The organism is Clostridium tunisiense TJ (assembly GCF_000300195.1).
Lineage (GTDB): Bacteria > Bacillota > Clostridia > Clostridiales > Clostridiaceae > Clostridium_J > Clostridium_J tunisiense.
On the sequence record NZ_AMQH01000018.1, the window covers coordinates 61296 to 86671 of the forward strand.

General features: G+C 32.1%; 36 protein-coding genes. 5 read left to right on the forward strand and 31 right to left on the reverse strand.

Features of this window, described 5'->3' with window-relative positions; all coding sequences use genetic code 11:
* Nucleotides 1-10: 10 nt before the first annotated feature.
* The 26 genes from C661_RS0118210 to C661_RS23785 form a co-directional block, all read right to left on the reverse strand.
* Nucleotides 11-1165 (reverse strand): phage major capsid protein, encoded by a 1155-nt coding sequence (locus tag C661_RS0118210; RefSeq protein WP_017416771.1) that lies wholly within the window; start codon nt 1163-1165, stop codon nt 11-13.
* Nucleotides 1158-1796 carry an HK97 family phage prohead protease gene (locus tag C661_RS0118215; protein WP_017416772.1) on the reverse strand — a complete coding sequence of 213 codons (639 nt, stop codon included), beginning with the start codon at nt 1794-1796 and terminating at the stop codon, nt 1158-1160. Before C661_RS0118215 ends, C661_RS0118210 begins: the two co-directional genes overlap by 8 nt.
* On the reverse strand, nt 1774-3024 hold the full coding sequence (locus C661_RS0118220) for a phage portal protein (protein ID WP_017416773.1): 1251 nt from the start codon (nt 3022-3024) through the stop codon (nt 1774-1776). Before C661_RS0118220 ends, C661_RS0118215 begins: the two co-directional genes overlap by 23 nt.
* 209 nt (nt 3025-3233) lie before the next feature.
* Nucleotides 3234-4910 carry a terminase large subunit gene (locus tag C661_RS0118230; RefSeq protein ID WP_017416775.1) on the reverse strand — a complete coding sequence of 559 codons (1677 nt, stop codon included), beginning with the start codon at nt 4908-4910 and terminating at the stop codon, nt 3234-3236.
* The gene (locus C661_RS0118235; protein WP_017416776.1) at nt 4910-5296 is read right to left on the reverse strand and encodes a phage terminase small subunit P27 family; all 387 of its coding nucleotides are present in this window, start codon (nt 5294-5296) and stop codon (nt 4910-4912) included. Before C661_RS0118235 ends, C661_RS0118230 begins: the two co-directional genes overlap by 1 nt.
* A gap of 122 nt (nt 5297-5418) precedes the next feature.
* Nucleotides 5419-5871 (reverse strand): hypothetical protein, encoded by a 453-nt coding sequence (locus tag C661_RS0118240; RefSeq protein WP_017416777.1) that lies wholly within the window; start codon nt 5869-5871, stop codon nt 5419-5421.
* Nucleotides 5872-6117: 246 nt separating this feature from the next.
* Nucleotides 6118-7065: a hypothetical protein gene (locus tag C661_RS0118245; protein ID WP_017416778.1), complete on the reverse strand. Its 948-nt coding sequence runs from the start codon at nt 7063-7065 to the stop codon at nt 6118-6120.
* Between the two features lie 286 nt (nt 7066-7351).
* On the reverse strand, nt 7352-8227 hold the full coding sequence (locus C661_RS0118250) for a DUF2971 domain-containing protein (protein WP_017416779.1): 876 nt from the start codon (nt 8225-8227) through the stop codon (nt 7352-7354).
* A 122-nt stretch (nt 8228-8349) separates the two neighbouring features.
* Complete coding sequence (locus tag C661_RS0118255; RefSeq protein WP_017416780.1) at nt 8350-8826, reverse strand: hypothetical protein; 477 nt, start codon at nt 8824-8826, stop codon at nt 8350-8352.
* Nucleotides 8827-9107: 281 nt separating this feature from the next.
* The gene (locus C661_RS22320; protein WP_017416781.1) at nt 9108-9653 is read right to left on the reverse strand and encodes a hypothetical protein; all 546 of its coding nucleotides are present in this window, start codon (nt 9651-9653) and stop codon (nt 9108-9110) included.
* A 169-nt stretch (nt 9654-9822) separates the two neighbouring features.
* Nucleotides 9823-10119, reverse strand: coding sequence for a hypothetical protein (locus C661_RS0118270; RefSeq protein WP_017416782.1), 297 nt, complete (start codon nt 10117-10119; stop codon nt 9823-9825).
* 174 nt (nt 10120-10293) lie between these two features.
* Nucleotides 10294-11208 (reverse strand): restriction endonuclease, encoded by a 915-nt coding sequence (locus C661_RS0118275; RefSeq protein ID WP_017416783.1) that lies wholly within the window; start codon nt 11206-11208, stop codon nt 10294-10296.
* Between the two features lie 193 nt (nt 11209-11401).
* Nucleotides 11402-12505 carry a DNA cytosine methyltransferase gene (locus C661_RS22325; RefSeq protein WP_017416784.1) on the reverse strand — a complete coding sequence of 368 codons (1104 nt, stop codon included), beginning with the start codon at nt 12503-12505 and terminating at the stop codon, nt 11402-11404.
* Nucleotides 12506-12551: 46 nt separating this feature from the next.
* A complete protein-coding gene (locus tag C661_RS0118290) occupies nt 12552-12770 on the reverse strand; it encodes a hypothetical protein (protein WP_017416785.1) in 219 nt (72 codons plus the stop codon).
* A gap of 13 nt (nt 12771-12783) precedes the next feature.
* Nucleotides 12784-12960, reverse strand: coding sequence for a hypothetical protein (locus C661_RS0118295; RefSeq protein WP_017416786.1), 177 nt, complete (start codon nt 12958-12960; stop codon nt 12784-12786).
* Complete coding sequence (locus C661_RS0118300) at nt 12954-13250, reverse strand: hypothetical protein (RefSeq protein ID WP_017416787.1); 297 nt, start codon at nt 13248-13250, stop codon at nt 12954-12956. The genes C661_RS0118295 and C661_RS0118300 overlap by 7 nt, the downstream gene beginning before the upstream one ends.
* 2 nt (nt 13251-13252) lie before the next feature.
* Nucleotides 13253-13420 carry a hypothetical protein gene (locus C661_RS23775; RefSeq protein ID WP_017416788.1) on the reverse strand — a complete coding sequence of 56 codons (168 nt, stop codon included), beginning with the start codon at nt 13418-13420 and terminating at the stop codon, nt 13253-13255.
* On the reverse strand, nt 13404-13775 hold the full coding sequence (locus C661_RS0118310) for a hypothetical protein (protein ID WP_017416789.1): 372 nt from the start codon (nt 13773-13775) through the stop codon (nt 13404-13406). Before C661_RS0118310 ends, C661_RS23775 begins: the two co-directional genes overlap by 17 nt.
* Before the next feature lie 90 nt (nt 13776-13865).
* Nucleotides 13866-14270 (reverse strand): single-stranded DNA-binding protein, encoded by a 405-nt coding sequence (locus C661_RS0118315; protein WP_017416790.1) that lies wholly within the window; start codon nt 14268-14270, stop codon nt 13866-13868.
* Nucleotides 14263-14427: a hypothetical protein gene (locus tag C661_RS23780; RefSeq protein ID WP_017416791.1), complete on the reverse strand. Its 165-nt coding sequence runs from the start codon at nt 14425-14427 to the stop codon at nt 14263-14265. The genes C661_RS0118315 and C661_RS23780 overlap by 8 nt, the downstream gene beginning before the upstream one ends.
* Nucleotides 14428-14442: 15 nt before the next feature.
* The gene (locus C661_RS22950; protein WP_017416792.1) at nt 14443-15576 is read right to left on the reverse strand and encodes a ParB/RepB/Spo0J family partition protein; all 1134 of its coding nucleotides are present in this window, start codon (nt 15574-15576) and stop codon (nt 14443-14445) included.
* 32 nt (nt 15577-15608) lie between these two features.
* The gene (locus tag C661_RS0118330) at nt 15609-16370 is read right to left on the reverse strand and encodes a ParA family protein (protein ID WP_017416793.1); all 762 of its coding nucleotides are present in this window, start codon (nt 16368-16370) and stop codon (nt 15609-15611) included.
* Nucleotides 16371-16545: 175 nt separating this feature from the next.
* Nucleotides 16546-17295, reverse strand: coding sequence for a rolling circle replication-associated protein (locus C661_RS0118335; RefSeq protein WP_017416794.1), 750 nt, complete (start codon nt 17293-17295; stop codon nt 16546-16548).
* Nucleotides 17296-17501: 206 nt separating this feature from the next.
* Nucleotides 17502-17810, reverse strand: a complete 309-nt coding sequence (locus tag C661_RS0118340) for a hypothetical protein (RefSeq protein ID WP_017416795.1) — start codon at nt 17808-17810, stop codon at nt 17502-17504.
* On the reverse strand, nt 17797-17934 hold the full coding sequence (locus C661_RS0118345; RefSeq protein WP_017416796.1) for an aspartyl-phosphate phosphatase Spo0E family protein: 138 nt from the start codon (nt 17932-17934) through the stop codon (nt 17797-17799). Before C661_RS0118345 ends, C661_RS0118340 begins: the two co-directional genes overlap by 14 nt.
* Nucleotides 17935-18006: 72 nt before the next feature.
* Entirely contained in the window at nt 18007-18150 is a 144-nt protein-coding gene (locus C661_RS23785; protein ID WP_017416797.1) for a hypothetical protein, read from the reverse strand.
* An 83-nt stretch (nt 18151-18233) separates the two neighbouring features.
* Here C661_RS23785 and C661_RS0118355 point away from each other — a divergent pair, with 83 nt between their 5' ends.
* Complete coding sequence (locus tag C661_RS0118355; RefSeq protein ID WP_017416798.1) at nt 18234-18413, forward strand: hypothetical protein; 180 nt, start codon at nt 18234-18236, stop codon at nt 18411-18413.
* On the opposite strand, the gene C661_RS0118360 is transcribed toward C661_RS0118355, so the two are convergent.
* Together C661_RS0118360 and C661_RS0118365 are read right to left on the reverse strand one after the other, a co-directional pair.
* Nucleotides 18403-18675 (reverse strand): hypothetical protein, encoded by a 273-nt coding sequence (locus C661_RS0118360; protein ID WP_017416799.1) that lies wholly within the window; start codon nt 18673-18675, stop codon nt 18403-18405. The genes C661_RS0118355 and C661_RS0118360 overlap by 11 nt on opposite strands.
* A gap of 44 nt (nt 18676-18719) precedes the next feature.
* Nucleotides 18720-18947, reverse strand: coding sequence for a helix-turn-helix domain-containing protein (locus tag C661_RS0118365; RefSeq protein ID WP_017416800.1), 228 nt, complete (start codon nt 18945-18947; stop codon nt 18720-18722).
* A 180-nt stretch (nt 18948-19127) separates the two neighbouring features.
* Between C661_RS0118365 and C661_RS0118370 the strand changes: the two genes are divergently transcribed.
* The 4 genes from C661_RS0118370 to C661_RS0118385 are packed head-to-tail and all read left to right on the forward strand — an operon-like array spanning nt 19128 to nt 21783.
* The gene (locus C661_RS0118370; protein ID WP_017416801.1) at nt 19128-19496 is read left to right on the forward strand and encodes a helix-turn-helix domain-containing protein; all 369 of its coding nucleotides are present in this window, start codon (nt 19128-19130) and stop codon (nt 19494-19496) included.
* Nucleotides 19497-19519: 23 nt separating this feature from the next.
* Nucleotides 19520-19990, forward strand: a complete 471-nt coding sequence (locus C661_RS0118375) for a hypothetical protein (RefSeq protein WP_026051116.1) — start codon at nt 19520-19522, stop codon at nt 19988-19990.
* A gap of 19 nt (nt 19991-20009) precedes the next feature.
* Nucleotides 20010-20216: a hypothetical protein gene (locus tag C661_RS0118380; protein ID WP_017416803.1), complete on the forward strand. Its 207-nt coding sequence runs from the start codon at nt 20010-20012 to the stop codon at nt 20214-20216.
* A gap of 55 nt (nt 20217-20271) precedes the next feature.
* Nucleotides 20272-21783 carry a recombinase family protein gene (locus C661_RS0118385; protein WP_017416804.1) on the forward strand — a complete coding sequence of 504 codons (1512 nt, stop codon included), beginning with the start codon at nt 20272-20274 and terminating at the stop codon, nt 21781-21783.
* 22 nt (nt 21784-21805) lie between these two features.
* Here C661_RS0118385 and C661_RS0118390 read toward each other — a convergent pair whose 3' ends face one another.
* Genes C661_RS0118390 through C661_RS0118400 form a run of 3 tightly spaced genes read right to left on the reverse strand, consistent with a single transcriptional unit; the run spans nt 21806 to nt 25341 of the window.
* Nucleotides 21806-22738 (reverse strand): ABC transporter permease, encoded by a 933-nt coding sequence (locus C661_RS0118390; protein WP_017416805.1) that lies wholly within the window; start codon nt 22736-22738, stop codon nt 21806-21808.
* Complete coding sequence (locus C661_RS0118395; RefSeq protein WP_017416806.1) at nt 22731-23807, reverse strand: ABC transporter permease; 1077 nt, start codon at nt 23805-23807, stop codon at nt 22731-22733. The genes C661_RS0118390 and C661_RS0118395 overlap by 8 nt, the downstream gene beginning before the upstream one ends.
* Nucleotides 23797-25341, reverse strand: coding sequence for an ABC transporter ATP-binding protein (locus C661_RS0118400; protein WP_017416807.1), 1545 nt, complete (start codon nt 25339-25341; stop codon nt 23797-23799). The genes C661_RS0118395 and C661_RS0118400 overlap by 11 nt, the downstream gene beginning before the upstream one ends.
* Nucleotides 25342-25376: the final 35 nt, after the last annotated feature.

The window sequence follows — 25376 nt, forward strand, 5'->3', positions numbered from 1 at the left end:
CCTTTTATTACTATGGCAATGTAATTTCGCCATATACAGCTGCTTCAGTATCAAACTTTGACACATCCACCCTTGTAATTGCTCTCATTTCTGTTCTATTCTTTTTAAATGCAGTTCCTCCAACATCTGTAGTTTTTATTGATAATTGCTGTCTATCCCATAGAACAATAGCTTCTTTCAAATCACCGATAATAAGTGGAGCTTTCTTTGTAACTCCATCAGTAACTGTTTTTAAAACCTTATTTGATATTTTATGAAGAGGCTTACCATTTATAAGCTTTTTTCCTGGTTGTGTAGGATCTGGTTGAAGAATATACTTTCCATCTGCATCTTTTAACTTATCAAGATAATTGTAACCATCTTGGTTTGTTAGCGCTATTGCTCCCGCTTCAATCGCAGGATCTAAATTAACGTTCATTATGTCTTTTATATCGTCTACATTAGCTACTGCCTTCTTAGACAAATTCCCTAATTCTTCTAATATAAGAGCATTCTTAGTAGCTTTGTCCTTTTTTCTAACCCAGTTTTCAATATATGCTAGAATGTTTTGATCAGAATCAGCCATTAAATTACCTGGTATAGGTAAAAATGCCCCTCTATCCTTTATGTTATATTCTAAAGGCACAAATTTTGGTGTATCTGCATCTGGAACATCTCCATCCTCAGTAAACTCTTGCATTGGAACAGTATCAGCATTCTTCTCTAGTACTCTTGAACCAGTAAGCGTAGTAACAGGTTGCACAGTTACAAAGTTTTCTAATGCTGTAAAGTCCCTTTTAAGTTCATTTATCTTAGTATCTTGGTCTATTGGAATTAAATATCCACCATCTTCACCTGTTGTTGAAGATAATGCTCTGTGTTCATCAAGCATTCTTTCTTCATCTTCAGAAAGTTTCCTGCCTCTAAAAGCCTTAACAAATATGTCTCTATACTCTAAATGCTCATCATCATCTGTATTAGTGTCCCTCTTTTGATGATTTCCTTGAGCTTCAAGATCTCTTTTCTCCTCTGCTGCTAAAGCTTCCTCTACTTCTAATTGCTTTTGAAGTGTTCTGATTTCAGTAAGTTTTGCCTGAGCTTCTTCAATTTTACCTTGGTCCTTTAAGCTTCTTGTTTCCCCTAATAAGTTACCTATTTTTGATTTTAATTCTAAAATTTTATCCATTAATATTCCCTCCAAATTCTTTTTCTAAATATAAAAGCTCTAACTCATCTAAATCCTGAGTTAAAGCTCTTACTTCTTCATCTTTATTATTAAATTCTTCCCTAAACTGCTTTGCTCTTGCCTGAACTACAGTATCCTCATAGGCTGGAATAGCTGTAATTGTACCCTCTCTTAAATCTATTTTCTTTAAAGTTCTCATTACAGTGTCATTCTCTCTATCGTACTCAACACTATGTTGAAGCACTCTAAAGCCAAAGGAACACCCTCTTACTTCTCCTGATTTAACAAGTTCGTGAACATCACTAGCATAACTAAGTTTCGAGTTAACTTTAGCTTCAAACTTTAAACCTGCTTTGTCTACGGATAACTTTAAGGTTTCATTCCTGGTACTTGCTAAAGGCTTTGAATAATCATGACTATAAAGCAAGAAAATATTATGTCCATCTTTCAAAGTATCATCAAAAGCACTTCTATCTATTTTCTCAAAATACCCTGTCCAGAGTTCTGTTGCTGAATCAAACTTAGCAATATACCCCTCTAAGACTAATTCTTTTGCCTCATCCTCGCTTTCTCTAACCTCTATATTTTCCAGGCTCCTAAACTCAAGTTTATCCTTCTCTTTTTCCTCCATTGCTATCACCTCCTTTCAATCGTACTACTTCATTAATATCCTTAAGTTTAAACACCCCACTGTTAACAATAAGGTCGTCTCCCCCTTCTTTTTTCATGTACCCTAAATCCCACCTTGCTTCATTAGGTGCTTTTATGGATCCAGCTACATATTTAGTTAATATTTCCGCTTGAGTCTTACTATCTGTTCTTAGAATTACATTTTCATTGAACCTAAAATAGTACCCCTGCTTTCTTTCATCCTCAGTTAGTAGCTTCCAATCCATCTCCTGTTCTATTGATGTAAGTAATGGAAGTAAGGTGTCAACATAAAAACTTAAATTTTGTTGTTCTAGAGAATTATTATTTGTGTCTTGCAAATCATTCAGTTGGTGCATTTTAATTCCAAATGCTGCAGCTATTTGTTTAATAGACATTTTCTTTATTTGTTCAAACTGTGCATCTGCCAAACTTAAATTTATTGGAGTCACATTGTATCCTGCTGGTACGGGTAATATTTTCCCTGTATTTGTAGTACCATTAGCTAACTTTTCAAATCTAGTCTGTATTTTCTTTAACTCCTTATCATCTTTAATATCTGATGTAAGTTGTAATAACAATTTAGAAGTTAATCCATTAGTAAATAGACGTTTTAGATAAGATTGACTTTCTATATTAGTTTCAATTGTATCTTTTAGACTACTTCTTATACTAGAAAACCTGTAACCATCTTTAGAAAATCCTTTGAAATGTAGCACATTGCCATATAATGTTGATTGTTCTTTGCCTGTTTCATCCTTATAATAAATTAGAATTTTATTTAATTTAGTACTATTAACAATTCCTTTATCATCAATTACTATTCTAGATGGCCTAAAAGGATATAAACTTTTTACATAGTTACCCTTTTTAACAATTAGCGCATATGAATGCCCCTCATGCTGTCTAATGGTTTCTATAGCCTTTTGATAATCAATAGCTGTCATGAATTCATTAGGTCTTAAGTTCACCATCTCATATAGAGGATGCTCTCTAGCAATTCTTTTTCCATCTTCTGTCCTTTGCATTAAATGGCAAGGCATTTTCCCTATGTTCTCTGCTAAAACTTTGATGCAGGTAAAGTATGTTGCCTCTTTAAGAGCATCACTGCTTCCAAAGTTTCCTCCATCTATGCCAATCAAATCTAGCAAGCTAATTTCCTGCCTTGATAGCTCTATTGATCTTCTTTCAAATAATTTGTTAGCAAACATTCACTTATTTCACCTCCCTCGCAATAAAATAACTCAGGATAATTAAAATTGTGCTTAGTAAATACATTGCTATGTACTTATTGAGTATAAATGTAGTACTAACCATAATAAAAAAAGAAGTAATTAGGAGCACATCAGCAACTAATATCTTCTTTTTCCTGATAGTAATATTAAGTTTGAACCTCTTTTTAATTTTTTCTTTTAAATTTTTAATCATCCCAGCTCTCTCCCATCTTATCTAAAGCATCTATTGGGTCATAATGGTTTATCTCATTTTCTTCTATAGCTAGCAATAGACCCATCAGCATGGCAATAATTCCATCTATTTTGAATTCTGACCTCTTTTTAGAGAACATAACTCCATTATTTTCGTCTATTTTAGCTACACAATTCTTTGCCATGAACCTGAAAACCTCATTATTTGCAATAATTAATCTTTCATCAATTAGAAGATTCTCAAAATCATTTATTACCTGAGTCATTGTCTTACTACCTTGACCTATAGGTATTACGTCCCACTTTTCTTCTAGTCTATTAATAATAGTTGCACTACCCCACCTATCAAAACCAATCTGCTCTATAATAAACTCACTGTCTAAGTCATAAAGGTTATCAAGAAGTCTCTCAAAGTTAATATATTTACCTTCTAATGCAGTTAAATCTCCTTGTTTTTCCCACTTAACATATGGGTTATTGTCTTTTTCCTGCCTTTCCACCATTGTGGCTTTTGGAGTATATAAATAAGGATATATTATAAACTTATCTATTTCCTCATTATAAAATACAAGAACAAAAGCTGTAACGTCATTCTTTGATGATAAGTCTAGTCCACACCAACATTTCCACCCTTTTAAATCCCCAATGTCAATTTTAGCTGTGCACTTGTCCCACAATTCCATATTAATGGCACTCTTAATATGATCTGTAGCTACATGTTGATTTAAAAACATTCTTCTGAACATATTCTCCTGAAGCGGCATTAGTTTAACCCTATTTGCAAAGTTAACTATATCATCAGGCTTTCTAAACTCTCCTAAGGCTGGATTAGCATTAAACCACTGCATATAATCATCAATTTTACAATCCTTCTCAGCTTCATAGATTTTATAGTAGAATGTTTCATCTTCTCCTTTGCCTTCCTCCATAGCTTTTGCCATTTTATATAACTGCATTTCAAGATTGGTTTCATCTTCTCCGCTGGAAGCAGTAGTAATTGTGAAGGTTAATGGTTCATCCCATATACCTTGACCAGTTTTTAATTTGCCGTAGATTTCATCACTTGCATACTCGTGAATTTCATCTAAAGCACATGAATAAACTGCATATGAGTCAGCTCCTCCACCATCATTAGATAATACAATTAACTTATTACCATTGTCTTTTCTTATTATTGTCTTAGTACTATCTAATATTTTACATCTCTTTAATAATGCTTTATTACTTCTGACAAATGCCTTAAAGGTATTGTATAGCTCTGCAGCCTGCTTTGTAGTATTACCTGTAATTATAAATAAAGCTCCAAATATCTTAGGCTGACAGAAGAATAGATAACTTAAAATTATTCCAATTAAAAAAGACTTAGAGTTTTTTCTTGCAATGTTTATGTGTGCTTCTCTAAATCTTCTCAGGTTATTCTTTTTATGCTTAACACATAATATTTCTGTAATTATTTCAAACTGAAACTTTAATACTGTGAATTTCCTTGAAGTACCTTTGTCATTTTTCAACAAACTAATAAACTTAAATATTTTTCTAGCTTCTTCTTCATCATAATAATATTTATTGCTATCCCACTTAATTTTCATTTCTGCTAGGAAAGATTCTAAGTCAAGTTTTTGCTTGAGCCTATTTTCTTCTAAAAGTTTTTCTAGGCGTGTGCTAACCATTATGAAATTAACCCTTCCATTTGTTTTTCTTCTTCTGTCTTTGGTTCACCACCTGAAGTAATACTTTTATTTGCTCTAGCCCTCGCTGCTGGTGTCAATCCTAGCTCCTTAGCACAGGTAACCATCCGCTCTTGGGCCTTATTACTTATTGATACTTCTGGTCGTTGCTGCTCATATCCATTAGGAGTAGTAAATGTATACCCTTTTTTTCTAAGTATATTTTCACACTCCTTCCACTTGGAATAGTTCATGCAATAAGCTTCCAAAGTTTTCAAATCCTTAGCAGTAATTTCCTTGTTTTCAGTTTCCACAATTTTTATTATTCTTTTCCATTCTTTCTTAGCTTCACTATCCATCCAGGAAGGGCATGTGATTTTATCTTTCATACATTTACCTCCTTTCATTAGGCTAGGACTCCCCCCATAGCAAAAAGTAGCCAAAAAATTCACAGAAGGTTAGGACCCGCGACATTTTAATAAAAAGAAAAACTTTTGATACCCCCACCCTATTATCCAAACTCTTTATAGTATCTTTGAACTAAATTAAATAATAGTTTTTGTATTTGTTTCTTATCTCTTATGGACTTATTATAAAGTTTGTGTATCCTTCGATGATTACTTTCCGTTAATCCTATTAGATTATCTATATCTAATCTTCTTGTCCAGTCTTCCTTTATCTCAATAATATGGTGATATGTTTCAGCTTCTTCTACTTTGTCTAAGATATAATAACTAAATACATCTACACCATTCTGCATTGCTCTAGCTACATCACGAATTCTCTTCCATTCTAAGGTATTATAAAAGTCTTGCTCTTTTTTATCTGGTCTCTTTAATCTATACTCAGTATGTCTAGCCTTCTCTGCTTCAGCATGAATAGCTTGATGCTTACTGCAGTACTTAGCTTCATTTTTTATAACCTTAGTACATCCTGTCCAACCACATAGTCTTAGTATTGCCATTAAACCTTTTCTCCTAAAGCCTGACGCTCCACTATCTTAAGCATAAATCTTCCCATTATAGATTTATGTTCTTTTTCAACGTTTTCTCCTTGAGCTTCTTTTCTTTACAATTCTAAAAACTTACCTAATATATTTGCTGCTGACCTACGCAAATCACTCACTTTAACTAAATCTTTATGCATGTATATCCTCCTAAAACGATAAGAACTACCAATGAAGGTAGTTCTATAAATCATGAAAATTATTTTAATTATTATCGTTGCTAATTTCATGTAACTCTTTAAATATGCTTTTCCATTTATCATTTAAAAAATCATAGTATTTCAAATGATTATTCTCCTGTTCTTCTCTTATATCCTCAAATACTTTTTTAGAACTATATATGATATATTTTAAATTTTCTATGTTAACTTTTAAATCTTCCTTTTCTTCTAAACTAACCTTTGGTGGCGGTTCCATACCAGGAGTACTTGGCTTATTATGATCAAACTCATATATCTTTACATAATAGTCATGTTCTTCAACACAGTATTTCAAGTTACTATAATCTTCTAGAAATTTCTCATTAAATACAAACTCCTTAGGAATTAACTCGATATTTCTATGTACCTCCACATAACTATGTTTATTGTTTTCTGATAAATTTAAAAACTGTTTGCTTTTTTCTAATAATGTATACATTTCGTAGATATAATTTAAATCATCCATTTTCATTATACTTGATAATGTCCTGATTTCTGCTCTCCAACTTGAAGAATAATTAATTCCTCTTAAAATTTCTTTCCAAGATAAAATCGCTCTTATTCTTTCTTCTTTTTTCATATCTGGCTTTGCATTATCAAGAGAATATTGCACAAGTATATTAAACAAATCTTTAAAGCATATTTTTAAATCATTTTCTATTATAAATGCATTAGTTCTGAATTCTTTTTTTTCTTTTAGTATTATTAAATTATTTTGATCTTTTCTATTTTCTTCTTGTATCTTTCTTGTTTCATTGGTACTTATCCATAATGCTATAAGTGTAGTAATTCCACCTATTAAGGACCCTATAAAAGTAATTGTTATTTCTACTTGCTTATCATACATAAACCCACTCAATGGTGATAGAAACCATACTAAACCCAATAATAATGATAATAATAATAACAATAAATATAAAATTACTGTTGTCTTCTTAATTTTTTTATTCATTTTATCTCCCCCTCTATGCAATACTTTACAATATTACTTAATATTTCACAACAGATATTATCACTTCAAAAAAGCAATACCATCTAAGAAATATGGGAGCTTTACTTTAAGAAGAAAAGCACCAGCTTCTCGCCAGTGCTTACTATATCAACTATATACATAATAACATATAATATACCCTCATTACTGACAACTTTTTATATTATAATTGCCTATCATTCTTTTATGAGATAAGTATTGCAGATGAAAACTAATTCCTACTTTATTGTTTTAACAAAATATACATTTATTCGTTGGTACACTTTTTAAATAACATAGCATATTCATCTTTACTTAATTCCATTTCCCATACATCTATTTTCTTTTCTTTGCAAATATGTTTTATTTCTTCTTTATCTGCATTGCTTAATCTGCATCCTAAAAACACACTTTTAGGTTTAGGCATTTCAATATCATATCCATTTGTATCTTGATTATTAAATTTGATTATCCTCCATTCTTTTTCATGTTTCCAACTTAATGACTTAGTAAGCAGTGCTCTATAAAAATAATTATCACAATTTTTATCATTATTAGTCGCAGTTATATCTGGTAAGCATTTTTGATATACTACTGGATATATGTCAGAATGAAGATGTTTAACCTTTTGGAAATCGTACCGTAAACATATACCATTATGACTTCCTCCATAGTAACTCCACATATGTACTAAGTTGAACTCTTCACTAAACGAGCCAACAGCAACACATTTTCTAAATTCATCATAAATTGGTCTTAAATCCTTTTCAAGATTGTTTTTGTAATTATATTTTCTAGCTTGTTTAAATAGCTCTGGTTCTAATCCTAAGTCATTGTTATACATTTTCTCTAACTTTTCTTTATCATTCCCCATTGATATTTGACACTCAAACGGGTCATTTAATTCATTTGAATAACTTATCCACATTGTATCATCTTTTAAGTTATCCTTGCAAAAGGCAGCAGACTTATACTTATATAAACTTTTAGGCATTCTGCTAATACCTTGTGATATGTCTTTTATTTTATCAGTTTGTTCATCATCTATTGGAAATTTATTATAAATATAATCTCTTTTCCAATCATTTTCTTCATAATACCTTTTACACTCTTTACAACAATCTTTAGTCCTATAATCGCTCACTTCTTCCACCCCCATAGTATATATATTATATACTTCCAATTAAAACCCTTTCTTTTATAGCATAAATTTAAAATAAGCACTGATATTTCTATCAATGCTCATTTCATGAACTATCCAAATCATTAATGTCTATTATCATTTAAACTACTAATTCTTAACCCTCTTTGATATGAAAACAATTCTCTTGACTGTTTTAACCAACGATAAATATTTCTATCTGAAGCTCCTATTTCAACACTAGCCTTAATAACTCTATCTTTAATATCACCAAGTTGCAGCTCCTTATCTGAATCTTTAAAGTAAACTATCTTAATAGCTTTAAGCACTTCTATTTTGTGCCTAGCTTCTAGTTCGGCTAACACCTTGTCCACAGCTTCCATATCTAATATTTCTGATATTCTCTCGTTAACTGCTTTTTCTGCCTTAATAAGAGCTTCTTCAGTTGGTTTTGATACCCCACTCTTAGCATAAGTTTCTTTCCTCTTTATTTCATCTAATGTTTCAAAATATATCTTCTGTTTAAACTTCTCGGCTGACATTCCATTCTTTGCATAAAATCTAAATGCAGCAGTAGCATAATCTCTTAAGTAATCCTTCATGTTAATCCCACACCTTTCAATTAGCTTGCCAATAACTTACTTCCGTTTCACAAGCTTCTATTAAATCATCTATAGTCTCTATCTCTTCATCATATTGACTGAAGGCTTCAAACTACTCTTCTAACACTTCAGCTTCACTAAATAACTTTATATATCTAAGTAGTTCTAATATCTTCTCATTCATTGTCCCCACATCCTTCACCTAATTTTTGAATTATTGCATAAAAAATACCGAATTATTCAACATGAATAATGCGGTATTTAAACCTGTTATTTATTTTTTAATCCTTAGCATGAATCTTTTTACTCTCATTCAGCTTAAATTGATGTTGTCTTTTTAATTTTTTCCCAGCTACGATTAATTTAACTAATCTTTCTTCTTCTTCAATATATTTATCTATTAATATCCATATATGCTGTCTATTACGGTCTCTAGCCTCAAAATATGACTGTTCTTCATTATCATCATTTGCTGTTTCTAAGGCACTTGCAATCCAAGTGGCTAATGAGTTGCAGTTTCTCCTTAAATCTACATAAAAACTATTTTCACGATTTAAATTTATCCAAACTCCTATTTTATAATTTAATACTTGATGAAAAAGAATGTTTTTTTCTTTTAAGAATTTTTCATATTCCAATTCTCTATCAATTTCAAGAATTCCAAGTACATTTTTAAACAACTCCTGTTGCATTCGTCTACGTTCCCCGATGGTAACTTCTATTTCTCTGTCTATTTTTCTTTGTTTAGTATTTACAAGTAGCTGTACTACAACCATTATCAACGTTAAAGCTGATATTAGTAAAGTTCCTACTGAAATCCAATTCATAAAATCACCTCAACTCTATTAATACTTATATTTTATCAGTATTAGTGCTAATAAGACAGCTGAACAAATAAAAAGATGTGTGCTTTTATACCGCATTATTCAATTTTCAAAGATCGTTTAATTGACAAATTTCTCACTAAGCATCTATTTCAATTAATCTATCTGAATCCTAAGCAATATTTTGCTCTGGGCTTCTTGCTAATATCCTGTCAATAATAACTTGGAGTTCTGCTATATCCACATTAGTTATATCAGTTCTTATGTTGTTATCCCAATCATCATAAATACCATTGCAATATTCATCTTCGATTATGATATCTATAATACTTTCAGCATCAAAACAAGCATGATGTGGTGTTGTTGTATATATTTCTTTTTCTTTATAGTAGTTTATATCCTCTAAAACCTCGGCTACAGTAACAATATTAGATTTACCTTCCACATAAACTATAGTGTCCTTTGTCAATGTTGAAATTTTAACTTTTCCTATTTAAAAATTCCCCCTTTAATTTATTTCGTTCTTTTTGGAATCAAGACGAAAAAATACCGTACAATTCATCTCTGAATAATACGGTATCTACTCTAGTAAGTATATTGAAAACTATTTATATATTGATAGCTAGTTTAAATACTTTCATCTCTACAATCTAATGAACCTATCTAGTCTTTTATTCCAATCGCTCCCGAGATGCGCATTAAGTAAAATAATAATTTCTTCTAACGACCATATTTGAATGCGCGAATCCAATTCCCTTAATTTATCGCTAACATAGCCTGTACAAAACATAACTCCTCTATTTATGTTATCCTTTATTACATTATATGCGAAGGATTTAACGTTATCGTTAGTTAATTGAGTCGTTTTATAAAGTTTACATTCTACATAAACTGTTTCTTTACCATCTTCTCTTTGAATTCTTGCAATAATATCTTTTCCTCCATCTCTTGTTGCAGAAGTTACTACTACCTCATACCCAATATGTCTGTATAAACTTGCTATTAGCATTTCAAATTCTCTTGGTTGTAGATTTAATATGGAATTTTCAAAGCCCTTGTTTGTGTGTATAAATTTTGCTTCAATTATTTCAATGCACTGACTTATTCCAATAATCCTATCATCTGGCATATACATAATTTCTGCATCCAAATATAATTTAAGTGCATTAATTGCCTTATATGGATGAAATGGTAGTAACTGTATCACCCAAGTTAATCCTTCCCAAGCTTCCTGAACATTTTTTATTCTCCTATAATACTCTATAATACCTGAGTTATCTACGAGCTCTTTAAGTTGCTCATAACCTTTTGTTTTAGCCTTCACATTATTAGCTATACTACAATGAGTTTTATAGTTCAAAACATCTAAATTTCTAGTGAACGGAAACAATAAGCATCTAACCAAAGCTTTAACCTCGTCCTCGCTTTTATTCTCAATACATCCGATGTATTCATCCACCCACTCTTGATAAGGGATGCTGAATCGCGGAAGCACCTCTTCATTTGCTTCTACTAAGGTTAACCACTCTTCAAATGTATCATAGTCCTTAAATTCCATTTATTTCCCCTTTCATGCATATTAATGCTTCTCAATATAAATAAGCATATATTTTAATAAAAAGTAACGTCTCATGATAATAAAACTATACCATACATGTTATATTCCTGTGTACAAAAATATATACTCTTATTTTGCAAACACCATATTATTCAATTCTCAAAGATCAATTTTCTTTAATTCTTTTACCGATTTAACTCATCCGTCTTGCTATCTCATAAATTACATTTACTGTACAGGCATCTCCAGCACCTCTATACATTTGACTATCTGATATGCCTGCTGCTCTTACTTTATCAGTTATTTCATCTGATATTCCTTGAAGTCTCCAACATTCTTTGGGAGTTAATCTTCTTATTCTGCCTTTTATTAAAGTGCCTTGATTACATGATGTATCAAGTGTATTTGCAACACATTTTCCTACTCTTCCACGTCTAGTTTTACTTCCAGGCACTGCAAGATTTATGCTGTCACCTTCGTGAACTTCCGCATAACCTTTCTTCGTAGCTTCTCTAACTAATACTTTCATACCTTCGCCTTTATTTGTTGTTAGTGCAGGACAAAATCCTTTGCTATCCCATACATTTCCGTTCATTCCTTTTCCGCTGGGATGAGTATTCCCTACAAGATACAAACCGGTTTTAGCACCCTTTCCTCCAGCTTCTGCCCTTAAACACCTTGCAATACCATTACTACTATATAGCCTATTAGTACTATGTGAAGGATTATTTAATTGCTCAAGATTACCTGTTGTAGTTTCTCCGATAGGAAATATTTTTCTGGTACTTGCTCCTCTAAGATGTCCTGCAGTATACACTCTTTCCCTATTGTGGGGAACTCCATAGTTTTTGGAATTAAGTAAACTATATTCAATTCTATCGTAGCCGACTGAGGCCATTTCAGAGAGTATTTCGAGGAAGTCAAACCCTTTATTTGATGAAAGCATTCCCTTAACATTTTCATAGAACAAGTATTTGGGTCTATATTCTTCTTCAACCTCCCTGAGGAGTCTAAATATTTCTCTAACCAAGCTGCTTCTATCTCCTTCAAGTCCTTCTCTTTTGCCTGCAATTGAGAAGTCTTGACATGGTGCTCCGAAACACCAACAATCGGCTCTAGGAAGCTCAAAACCTCGTACTTGCCGAATGTCTTTGCCTTCTGGCTCGCTACCGAATATAACATTGTAAATCCCCCTTTTATGCTTATCCCATTCTACGCTATATACACATTCATACCCTGCTTTTTCCATGCCCATTCTTATAGTTCCAATACCACAGAAAAAATCTATAAATTTCAAATTATCCCCCCCCCGATGTTATGACTCAATATTTTCAGTGTGTGAACTAAAACCCTGCTTCTTTTAAATCTTCTTTATAGCATTCATCCCACTCTTTGCATATGGATTCATTTTTTAATTCTTCTAGAACTCCTATTTGTTCATTTATAGCTCTTTCTCTCCAATCATATTCATTCATAGTTATTTCATTTAACTTATGATACTTTTTCTGCATTTCATGAAGATAATTTAACTTTTCCTCTACTTTTTGCTCTAAGCTACTCATTCTATAATCCTCCTCATTTTCTCTCCATATATAACATTCCACCTAAATCTTCAATTTTATATCTTCTTGAATACTCCTTAGTAATTCTTATCTTCTGCTTGAATGTTTTATAGGGTATTGCAATTATTTTTACACCTCTTATCCAAGTCATAATTTCACACCTTTTATCTTCTTTATTTATAGCTAACATTTGCCCTGGTTTAAATCATTTTTGGCTTTACTCCATACCATCCTAGAGCTTGTATAAATATTGTTTAAGGTTCTCATGACATGATCTATTCTATCTTTTAAGGCTGGCCTCTTTGTCTTTGTTTCTATTTCATGTTTCCTTACTTCAAGTAAGATAAAGCTCCATCTCTCATACTGTGCTAGTGCCATTTTATGCATTGCATAAGCTTTATCGTATTCTGTATCATGTAACCCATGGAACTCATTTACAAGCTTTATATAATTCTCTGCATCCTCTTTGTATTCATCCATACTTACCACTCCTTGTGTACTAATTTTCTTTCACCTCTTAATTTGCTCTGTATTCTCCTACTATTTTCTAATAGATGATATATTGCTGCTTTTCTACCTTTTTCAGTTTCTATTTTCTTTTTATTTAATCTAGAAGTGGCATAATTCATGAAGTCAATCTTGTTCCCCATAAATTCTACCTCCCATAAGTCTGCGTATAAGCTCCTCTTTTTTATATCCTTCTTTGTAAAACATCATTTTCTTAGTAATTTTTCTAACTTCATTTATGTTAGTTTCTAATTTTTCCTTAATTTCTTTTTCTGAGTAAAAGTCTTTATCAAACAGTAAAAACAACTTTTCTTGAAATTCTAATTTATACTTTAAATCCACCTCTCTATTTCCATGTGCTCCTTTGCTACCTTTATGATGTTCTATACATACGGGTTTAATATTGAGCTTTATATTAATCATGTATACAGCTTGTCCCCTGGAAACTATGTGGTGATGTTCTACTTGATTTCTGCCACACACTTCGCAATATTCCATTTCTAAATCACCCCAAACTAATTTATGTTATAGTATCAATCCACTAAGGGTATGAAGCTCTTAAGCTCCTCACTTAGCTTTAATTGATTCTTAAAAAGGTATATCCTCTCCTGAATCATCTTGCTTAAATCCACTGCCAAAATAATCATCAGGAACCGAATTACTATTGTCTTGTTGATTCTTTGTTGAACCAATAAAATATACTTCATCTGCTACTATTTCAGTTGTATATCTACGTTCACCATCTTTGTCGTAGCTTCTTACTTCTATTCTCCCCGATACTGCTATCTGTTCACCTTTTCTCTTGTGATTGGCTGTACTTTCTGCTTGTTTACCCCACACTACTACTGGAATAAAATCAGCTTCTGGTTGTCCCTCTTTTTTATATATTCTATTAACTGCTAAAGTGAATTTAGTAACTGCAGTTCCTGTCCCTGGTGTGAAATTTAAAATAGGATCTCTTGTTAACCTTCCGATTAAAACAACCTTATTCATATTGACATTCCTCCTTGACTCTATTTACAATCTCCTCTTGGGACATATTTCTATTAATCTTAATTGTATTGATAGCTCTTACAACAGCCTGTCCAATATCTTTACCACTAGTTTCAATCTCCTGTAGTGCTAAATCCGCTATTATTTTAAGTAACATTTTCTCAACCCCCACTTAAGTAGATTCTTTTTCACTTTTCCCTATTAACTTCCCACATATAGGACACCATACAAATGGAACTATATCTATTTCCCCTGTATCTCTCCCTATTATTCTTACTTGGTTTGTAGTTGGTTCAAGATTCATCACAAAAGTTCCGTTATGAGTTGAAATACTCTCTTCACCACTACAAAAATTGCATTCACTTTTCTTTTCTTCCTTATGTTCCTCTAAAGGTTCTTCTTGACTTTCAAGCTCTTCATTCTCTATCTCATCTATTTTTTTATTAACTTCTAGCTTATTTTGCTCTGGCTCTATGGAGTTATTTGTTTTCTCTGGTTCATTCTCCACTTCATAATCCTCACTTACTTCATTATTTTTATGAAATAACTCTACTTGACCTGATATTGGTTTAGCTTCTTCCTCTGCTTTTTTTATCTGCTTTACATCATTTAGGATTAAATCGCTATTTTCGATTAATAGCTCTAATGCCTTTTGTTGCCCATTCTCTGAAAGCCCTGCTACCTCATATGCTACAGAAAATCCGATATTATCATTTTTAAACTCTTCCATTAGCTCCTCAGAAAGATTATTTTGTATAGCTTTATATCTTCCTAGTTGTGAAGGTGAAGTATTTAATATCTCTGCTAATAAGTCCCTCGTTCTTCCTGGTATTTTAGCTTCTTTCTTTAGCTCTATTACAAGTTCTTCTATCTCTAGTACTTGTCTCATTTTCTCCCAATCTTTTAATTCTCTTTGCGTAGAATTGGTCATAATCATTGTTAATTTATTAAGGATCTCATTAGTTGTATTTTTAATACGGCATGGAACTAGTCTGTACTTCTGCTTACCTTCTTCAACAAGCTTTATTGAAGCCAATCTTCTTCTATGTCCTGCCAATAACTTATATTTACCCTCACTTATTTTTTTAACAATTAAATTCTGTTCAATTCCTAGCAATTCAATAGATTGCTTCATGTCCTCAATTTCGCTTATGTTATAGAAGTTTTCTCTTGATGGTTCTAAGTCAAAAACGTCTAGAAGTTTTACTTCAAAATCTTCTTGCCCTTCCTCATGAGTTTCTTCATTTACTCCAACTTTTGACCGTTCATTCAATAAACTCTTTAAATTAAACTTCTCTTTGGCCATAATTTACCCCCTTCAAAATGTGTCCGAATTGGTCACATTTTTAAATATTCTTCTACCAACTCCAAGTAATCTTTAGCAGCTCCACAACGTTTCGAGTACTCTAATATTGGCATTTTGGCAAAGGTACTTTCGTCTACCTTATCAGTCCGCCTTATATGAGTTTTAAACATAGGATATTCATTTTGACTATTTAGCCACTCTTCCCCTTGTAGATTTACATCATTCTTCACATACTGAGTTACAAAACATCCTTTAAATGTTAAGTTAGGGTTTAAATCTTCTTTAGTATTTTCTATCTGCTCCTTAAGTTCTGATAACCCATCAAATGCAAAATCATCAACTTTAATTGGTATAAGTACATCTGTAGAAGCAACTAAAGCATTTATGGTAGAAATATTAATATCTGGTGCATTATCAATTATGCAAAAGTCATAATCACTCTCTAGGCTCTCTAAAACCTTTTTAAATCGTGTTTGTTGTTGTCTTGATTGGTCTAGTAGCACCTCTAAATTAGCTTTTAATAAGTTCATATTGGCTGCTATAATGTCTAGCTTCTCATATTGGGTTGTTTGAATAACTTCAGCTACATCAATATTTCTTTGAGTCATTATAGTTTCTGTGCCCTTATGCTCATAACTATGTCTACTAAATAGCTTGGACACATTTCCTTGCTTATCATTGTCTATAATAAGTACTCTAAATCCATGTACTTCTGACAATATATGTGCAATATTCGCACTTGAAATAGTTTTAGCTACTCCACCTTTTAAATTAATTACAGAAATAGTTTTCATAATTTCCCTCCTCAATATCTAGTTAACTTTACGTTTAGCTCTATTATTTGCAAAGATTAAATCAAATTGCCTACTACCTTTTTCCTTATTCTATTCATTTGTTAACTCCTTTTATATTTCCCTTTTTTATTAACATGCCATGTTGATAAACTGTTAATAACTTTGTTGATAGTTTTTAATTTCTAATCTTCCTCATTTTGATGTATAAATAATATCTGCTAGTCTCTTGATTCCATGCAACTTCACATTGAGTAAATACATAACCTTTATAACGTTTTTCAAAAAACTCTCTATCTTCTGGGCATTTTGCAATCTTTTCTACTTTTCTTCTGTTAAAATCTGTATCATTTACCTCTACTTTTGGCTTTTCAAGATTTCTTGATGGTTGCCAACGTTTTTCTCCACGTGGCTTCTTAGCCACATATCTAGCTAGTGCTTCATAGCCAAACTCATTTGCTTGAAGTCTATCCGCATTTGCCCATCCCTTTCCCCATAACTTCTCTACTGTATCTCTATCCATACCACTCATTATTATGTGGAAGTGCTTCCTAACCCCTTTACTGTTTTCCTCTTCCTCTGAATACTCATACACTATTATGTATTTTATTGGAGGAAGTCCATTTTTCTTCCTATAGCGTCTTATTCTGAGAATGTAATTATCCCTTACTTTTTTTGCTTCTTCTTCTGTGGCTGGTAAATGTTTATCATCAAAGGTTAAATGAACTGCTAAATCCGCATCAGTAAAATTAGTATTAATTAATCTAATAAGATTTCTTATAGCATTTTTATCATTCAGATTTTTTTGCTTTAATGAAGATAACTTCTTTTTCTCTTTTCTGCTCTTTCTTTTCTCTTTAAAGCTTATTGGAAATATATCAACCTCTAACGTATTCCCTGTATAAAATCTTTTCTCTCTATATGGCACTTTTAATCCCTCCAGTAAGTAATCTTCTAGTGATATTAAATCTCTCTTATCTTTCTTCTATCTCTATTTACATACCTAAGTAATATTTATAGTTTATTTACTATTATCTAAGTAATATTATTTATTAATAATAGATATTATTTTATAGAATGTTTGATAAGATAATACCTATTACAAGCTCTTAAAAGCTTCTAAAAATGTTATTTTTATTGCCTTAGTGCCACCTTTATGTTAAAATATGTATAAAGGCATACACTAAGGCCTTGGGTTGTTAAGCACATTACCTTTACATTCGACCGTACAGTAATGTGTTTTTTCATGTTCTTTTTTTCTTCATTTCTTTTAAACCTATAAGTACAACATATCCTGCTTGTACTATCCTCCAAATACTTACATCCATCAAAACAATGCTTCATGCATACAAGCTTCTCATATTTGGGGCATAACACTTTGGAATTAACTTCATTAGCTTTCTTGCCGCATACTACACAAGCTTGTCCACTAACAATACTCACTATTTATCTCCCTCATAGCCTTAATAATGTGCTTGTCTAGCTCCTGGCTTAGAGCTACTGTTCTAGGATCTAATGCTCCATATTGCTCTATATATAAATAAAGTTTTTGTCTTAATGATTCCATGGAACTACCTCCTATTTATTTTTTACTAAGCCTCTAAGCTAATTACCTTTCACCCCTAGAAGCTTAGTAAGTTTAACTTTTTTTAATATCTTCATTTTTATCTATAAAATCTAATCTGATTTTTCCTGCTTTAATTAATTCACTAGCAACTTTACCTAAAATCCTTTTTGCTTCCTCTGGGTCTTGTTTTCCTTTTACTACACACTCTAATAACATTTCTATACCTCCTCTGGTTTTTCTTCTTTCTTGTCCCCCAACGGCAACTATGTTAAAATTTTTTTTGAAAGGGGGTGAAATAATTGGATAAAAGCACTATTGCAAAAATAATTCAAGAAACTACTGATGAAGTTTTATCGAAAAACTCACCAATGCTTGAAGGTCAACTCGATAAAACTATCGAATTGGCTGTTCAACTAAGCTGTTTAACAAATCTAAAGATTCTTCAAAAATTAGGTATTATTGACACCTTTACAGAATAATCATTTCCTTTGCCTGTTTTCTTTGTAAATCATTAATGCCATTGATTATTTGATTAATTAGATATTCCTTATCAAATTTTACTAAGATGACTATTTCTATATCTCCACCATAACTAGGCTTTAACCCATTTTTAATCCTAAGTTGATTTATATTAATGGTGCACTGCTCTTGAACTGGTACTTCAGGAACAGTTTCTTCATTTTCTACTGGAAAGACTTCAACCTCAATTAAATGACCATCTATTTTTTTTACGTTATCCATCCTTCTCACCTTACTTCCCTTCTGCTTCTTCTATCTACTCTCTACTAATTTAATCTTTTTTCACTCTCTTTGTTTTCCTGTTCTTGAAACAAGTATTCAAAGCTTAGATTAGGGAAAAATTGATTCTTAATTTTTATTGCCTCATTCAGTTTAAATGGATGCTTTCCTCGAATCTTATCAGATAAGGTAGCACGTCTAACTCCAAGTACATCTGAAATTTGAGTTTTAGATATTCCGTGTCTAACCATTTCTGCTGCTAAGTTTTTATACATTTAATCACCACCTAACACTCAATTGCGTTTTATTAACTCAATAATACGTTCAATTGCGTGTTATGTCAATAGTTTTTTTGCACTTTGTCACGAAATTTCACACTTTTATATTTACTTATAGATGTTTCTATAGTATTCTATACTTAAAAGAACGATATATCGTATGTGAAGGGGTATAAAATGGACAGAACAGAGTTAATAAAGATTTTAATCGAAAATACTGGGCTTAACCTAAAAGCATTTGCTCAAAAATCAGATTTACCATATTCCACATTAAGATCTATGCTTGAAAGAGGAATAGGAAATGCATCAGTTAATAATGTTTTGAAAATATGTAAGACATTAGGAATAACTATTGAAGAACTTGAAGAAATGGCTGAAAAAAATATCACAGTTCCTCTTAAACCAAATCTAGAACAGCCAAATAAAAATTTAAACCCTGTAATAGATACACTAGCAGCTCACTTTGAGGGTAAAAATATAACTCCTAAAAAAATGAAATTAATAGAGCAATACATAGATGCTTTATTTCAAGATGACGAAGAATAGTATTACATATTGAGGTGATTGGGTTGACTTATGAGAATTTAATGATTGCTTATGATGGTATAGTTAAAGTCAGAGAAGATGATTTTTCAAAACATGACTTTCTTAGAGGCTTTAAAGGTTTATATAAAAACGGAAATATTGCTATAGACTGTAATCTTACATTGGATTCAGAAAGAGTATGCGTTTTAGCTGAGGAATTGGGTCACCATTATACTAGCAATGGGAATATCTTAGACATTGAGGATATAAGAAATATTAAACAAGAAAAGCGTGCCAGAAATTGGGGATATGAAAAGTTAGTTGGTATTGTAAATATTATAAATGCTTACAATGCCAACTGTACTGATAAGTACGAATTAATAGAGTATTTAAATGTCACTGAAGAGTTTTTAGAAAACTCAATTAATCATTATAAAGAAAAGTACGGACTATATTATGTTATTGATAATTATATAGTTTATTTTGCCCCCCTAGGAGTAGTTAAACTATTTTAGATGAAAAGGAGATTTACTTATGGAAACTAAAACTACTGATATAAACATTGATAATTCATTATTACTAATTTCTACTGCATTTAACCTTTACGAAGAAGATAATAAACTTATAAATTTTGATTGCCCAATATGTGGACATGAAGTACAAGCATCACTAATCATGTATGGTGATTCTCTGCATGGTGTAATTGAATGTAAAAATTGTGATACTTTTATAAGAATATAGTCTTTTTTATTTTTTAGCTTTTCAACCGAACATTTATTCGTGAAGGAGTTTTAATATGAAAAAAGTTGCTGTATATGCTCGAAGATCTGAAGAAAAAGAAACTGGTGAGAGTATACAAAACCAGTTAAATATTTGTAAGCGATATGCTGAAAATTATTATAAAGATGCTTCTATAGATGAATATTTTGATGATGACTATTCAGGAAGAAATATGAATCGTCCTGAGTTTTCTAAACTGATGAAGTTAGTTAAAAAAGGTTATTATCAATCAATTATTTTCTGGAAACTGGATAGGGTTGCTAGAAATGCCCTGGACTTCCTAGCTCTCCATAAAGAGTTAGAAAAAATAGGTGTTAATCTTGTATCTGTTACTGAAGGTTTTGACCCTAGTACCCCTGCTGGAAAGTTAATGATGACAATGCTTGCTGCAGTAGCGGAAATGGAAAGAAAGAACATATCTCAAAGAGTAGCCACCAATATGAATGAAATGGCTAAACAAGGGCGTTGGACTGGTGGTACAGTCCCCTTTGGATTTAAAGTTAATTCCATTGAAGGTAAGAAGTATCTTATAGAGGATGAAAATAACATCAAAATAGCCTCTAAACTATTTAAAAAGTATTTAGAGGAAGAAAGTCTTTATACTGTTTCAAAGTGGCTTAAAGCTAACTATGCAATCAATAAACAACCTACTAGCATTAAAAGAATCCTTCAAAATCTAGTTTATGTTCAAGCTGATAATGATATATATCGATATTTACAGAACAAAGGTATTGTTCTTCATGGGGAACTTAATAATAATGGACTTTTATCTTATGGAAAAACTAATAATACTAAAGAGGAAGGTATGGAGTTCCGTGAGGAATCTGAATGGATTGTATCAGTAGCAAAACATAAAGGAGTTATTACCGGTGCTGAGTATATTCATATCCAAAAGACTTTGGAAAAGAAAACTAATAGCGGCCGTAGAGGAACTGGAGAAGTAACATATCTTAATGGTTTATGTAGGTGTGCTTATTGTAAAGGCTATATGAGAACTAAGCAAAAGAAAAATCCTAATGGAAGTATATATAGGTACTTCGCATGTGGAAATAGAGATAGCGGTCGAAATGACTGTAAAAATATAATGGTTAAGATTAGTGATGTAGAGGAAACTGTTTTAGATAAGCTATATCATTACAAAGTTGGCTCTGTACAGGTTGAAAATGACCTAGCTGATACTTCTATCCTTAAAGCTGATTTAGATAAGAAAAAAAGGCAAATAAAGAATTTAGTAATGAAAATATCCTTGGATGAAGAGCTAGAAGATATTTTCCTTGAGCAAATTAAAGAACTTAAAAATGAAGTTACTGAAATTGAAAAAAGTATGGATGATATAGAAAGACAAAATTTAATGAATGATGTTGATAGTTACAATCGAGAAGCCTTTTTGGATAACTTGAAAAATTTTAAAGATTTATTTGAAAGAAGTGTTGATGTTGAGACTAAAAGGAAGTTAGTTAAGAGCTTAGTTAAAAGAGTTAATATTGATGGATTAAATAAAATAATAGAGCTAGATCCTTACTTCTAGCTCTATTTTTATACACTTTTTATTATCTACTATTCTTTTCGTAAGGTGACCCATTTGCTGCTGGACCATTTGTCTTTCCTACAAATCCCGCAAGAGCAAGCATAGTTAAAATATAAGGAATCATTGAGTAGAACTCAGTTGGTACTGACCATGAAAAACCTTGAGCTATTATTTGGAAAGATTCCCCTAGAGCAAATAGTAAACATGCTCCAAGTGCCCCAAAAGGCTTCCAGTTACCAAATATCATTGCTGCCAAAGCAATAAATCCACGACCAGCAACCATACCCTCTCTATATAATGGTGTGATTCCTAAAGATAAAGCAGCGCCACCAAGTCCAGCTAAAACTCCTGATAAAATTACACATAAATATCTAACCTTATATACATTTATACCAAGAGTATCTGCCGCCTTAGGGTGTTCTCCTACGGCTCTAATTCTTAGCCCAATTGGGGTTTTGTATAGAACATAATGGGAAACAAATACAAGCAGTATAGCTAGTATTACGAACCAGTTTAATCCACCTAAGAACTCACCAATAACTGGTATATTTAAAATTCCTTCTGGTAAATTATATGGTAGTTCCTTAACTATATCTGTTTGACCACCTTTACCATTAAATAATATAAATATTAAGAAACTGGCTAAAGCCGTTGCAAATAAGTTTATTGCTGTACCAGAAATAACTTGATCTGATTTAAGATTTATACTTAACGCTGCATGCACAAGAGCTAGTAAGCCTCCTGCAACCATAGCAAATACTATACCAATCACTGGGTTTCCAGTAATAAAACTTCCATAGACTGCAAAGAATGCACCTATTGTCATCATTCCCTCAAGTCCTATGTTAACAACACCAGACCTTTCAGAAAACACACCTCCAAGTGCTGCAAAAATCAGAGGCGTAGCTATTCTTAAGGTAGCAGTTAATAATGAAATTAAATTAAAATCACTCATTCATTATCGCCCCTTTCTTTTTCTTATCGCTGAAATATTTTACAATATAATCTGTAGCTACGAAAATTATTATTATTGATTGAATTAAAAATACTATTTGTTTAGGAATTCCGCTTATTTGTAGTGCTCTTGAACTACTATTAAGAGCTCCAAAGAGCACTGCTGATGCAATACAAGCTACTGGATTGTTTTTAGCAAGCAATGCAACAGCTATTCCATCGAACCCATAAGAAGGTAATACCATAAAGTCTTGAGCTAAATGAGTAACTCCAGCTACGTGAGTTGCTCCTCCTAGCCCTGCTATAGCTCCTGATAAAACTAAAGCTAACACTGCATTTTTAGAAACATTCACACCGCCATACTCTGCTCCAAGAGGATTGATACCAACAGCTCTGATTTCGTAACCAGTAGTTGTTCTCCAAAGGAACCAAGCCATAAATAAAGCAACCACTATAGCAAGAAATATACTAGTGTTGGCTTGGGACGTAGTCATAAACCTTGCAAATTCTGCACTTTTTTCAATAGTGGCAGTACTTGCTTTTCCTGGAACCCCAAAACGTGTTCTTAAAATAATATAGTTAGCAAAAGCAAGAGAGATATAGTTCATCATTATTGTATTAATTACTTCACTGGTTCCAAACTTTGCCTTAAGGAAACCTGGAACTGCTCCCCAAAGACCCCCAGCTATAATTCCACTGATAACCATTAGTGGTATATGAACTATTGGAGTTAATCCTGGTATTGTACCTACTAAAGCTGCTGCAAGCATACCTAAAACAAATTGTCCACCTACACCTATATTAAATAAACCGCATCTAAACGCAACTGCATTGGCAACCCCTGTAAATATTAGAGGTGTGATTTCAGCAAGGGTAGTCATAGAGTTTCTAGTTGTACCAAAACTTCCCTTCCATATAGTACCTATCAAATCACTTAATGCTGAAAAATACTGAGTTATTGGATAGCCTTTCGCCCACATTACAAAAAATACGGACACGAAAAAAGATACCACAATAGCTAATAAGGGAAAGAGTAAAGAACTTAAAATCTGCTTTCCTTTATTGTTCATTACTTACAACTCCTTCCTTAACATCATGCAAAGTTCCGCCCGCCATTAACACTCCAAGCTTTTGTTCATCTGCATCTTTTCTATCTAATACGGCAACTATTTTGCCATCATACATTACTGCTATTCTATCTGAAAGTGATAAAACCTCATCTAGTTCTAGTGAAACTAATAAAACCGCTTTCCCTTTATCTCTTTCTTCAACAAGCCTACCATGAATATATTCTATAGCTCCAACATCAAGGCCTCTTGTTGGTTGCGCAGCAATAAGTAACTCTGGGTCTTTTGATATTTCTCTAGCAGCAATTAGTTTTTGTTGGTTACCGCCAGATAACGCTGAAGCAAAAACTTCATTGTTAGGAGTTCTAACATCAAACTCTTTTATCAATTTATCGCAATGCTCTTTAATAGCTTTATAATCCATTACTATACCTTTACTAAAAGGCTTATTTCTATGGATTCCTAATACTGAGTTTTCAAAAAGTGAATATTTAAGTATAAGACCTCTTTTATGTCTATCTTCTGGAATGTGTCCAATACCAGAATCAATTATTTCTCTCGGTGACTTACCATATATATCTTTTCCATTTAACAGTATTTTACCCTTTGTCGGCTTTCTTAGTCCGGTTAAAACCTCTAAGAATTCCGACTGTCCATTACCATCCACTCCTGCAATTCCTAATATTTCGCCACCTCTTACAGTTAAACTTAAGTCTTTAACTGCTTCAATTCCTCTGTGGTCGTTAGTATATAAGTTCTCAATGGTTAGTATATCGCCTTTTATACTAGCCTCTTTTTTATCTACTACAAGGTTTACTTTTCTTCCTACCATTAATTCAGCTAATTCATCAATATTAGTTTCCTTAGTTTTTACTGTACCAGTTACCTTACCTCTTCTAATAATAGTAACTCTATCACTCATGCTCATTACTTCTTTTAGTTTATGAGTAATTAATATTACAGATTTTCCTTCTTTCTTTAGGTTATGAATTATTTTCCCAAGTTCTTCAATTTCTTGTGGTGTTAAAACTGCTGTTGGCTCATCAAGAATTAAAATTTCTGCGCCTCTATATAAGGCTTTTAAAATTTCTACTTTTTGCTGTTGACCAACAGATATATCCTCAATTACGGCATTTGGATCGATAGCAAAGCCATACTTTTCAGATAACTTTTTAACATTTTCAATAGCAGTTTTCATATCAATTGAAATACCTTTTTTAGGTTCAGTTCCTAGTACAATATTTTCTGCTACAGTGAAATTATGCACTAACATAAAATGCTGATGAACCATACCTATTCCTAATTTTATTGCTTCATTAGGATTAGTGATTCTAACCAACTGACCCTTTACATAAATATCCCCTTTTTCCTGTTGATAAAGACCATAAAGGATATTCATTAAGGTAGTTTTTCCCGCACCATTTTCGCCAAGCAAAACGTGAGTTTCACTTGATAGTAATTCAAAGTTAACGTTATCATTAGCTACAGTGCCAGGGAAAACTTTGGTTATTCCCTTCATTTCGATTACCTTTTCCATTTCCCTTCCTCCTTAAACAAATTACCTAAAGATTA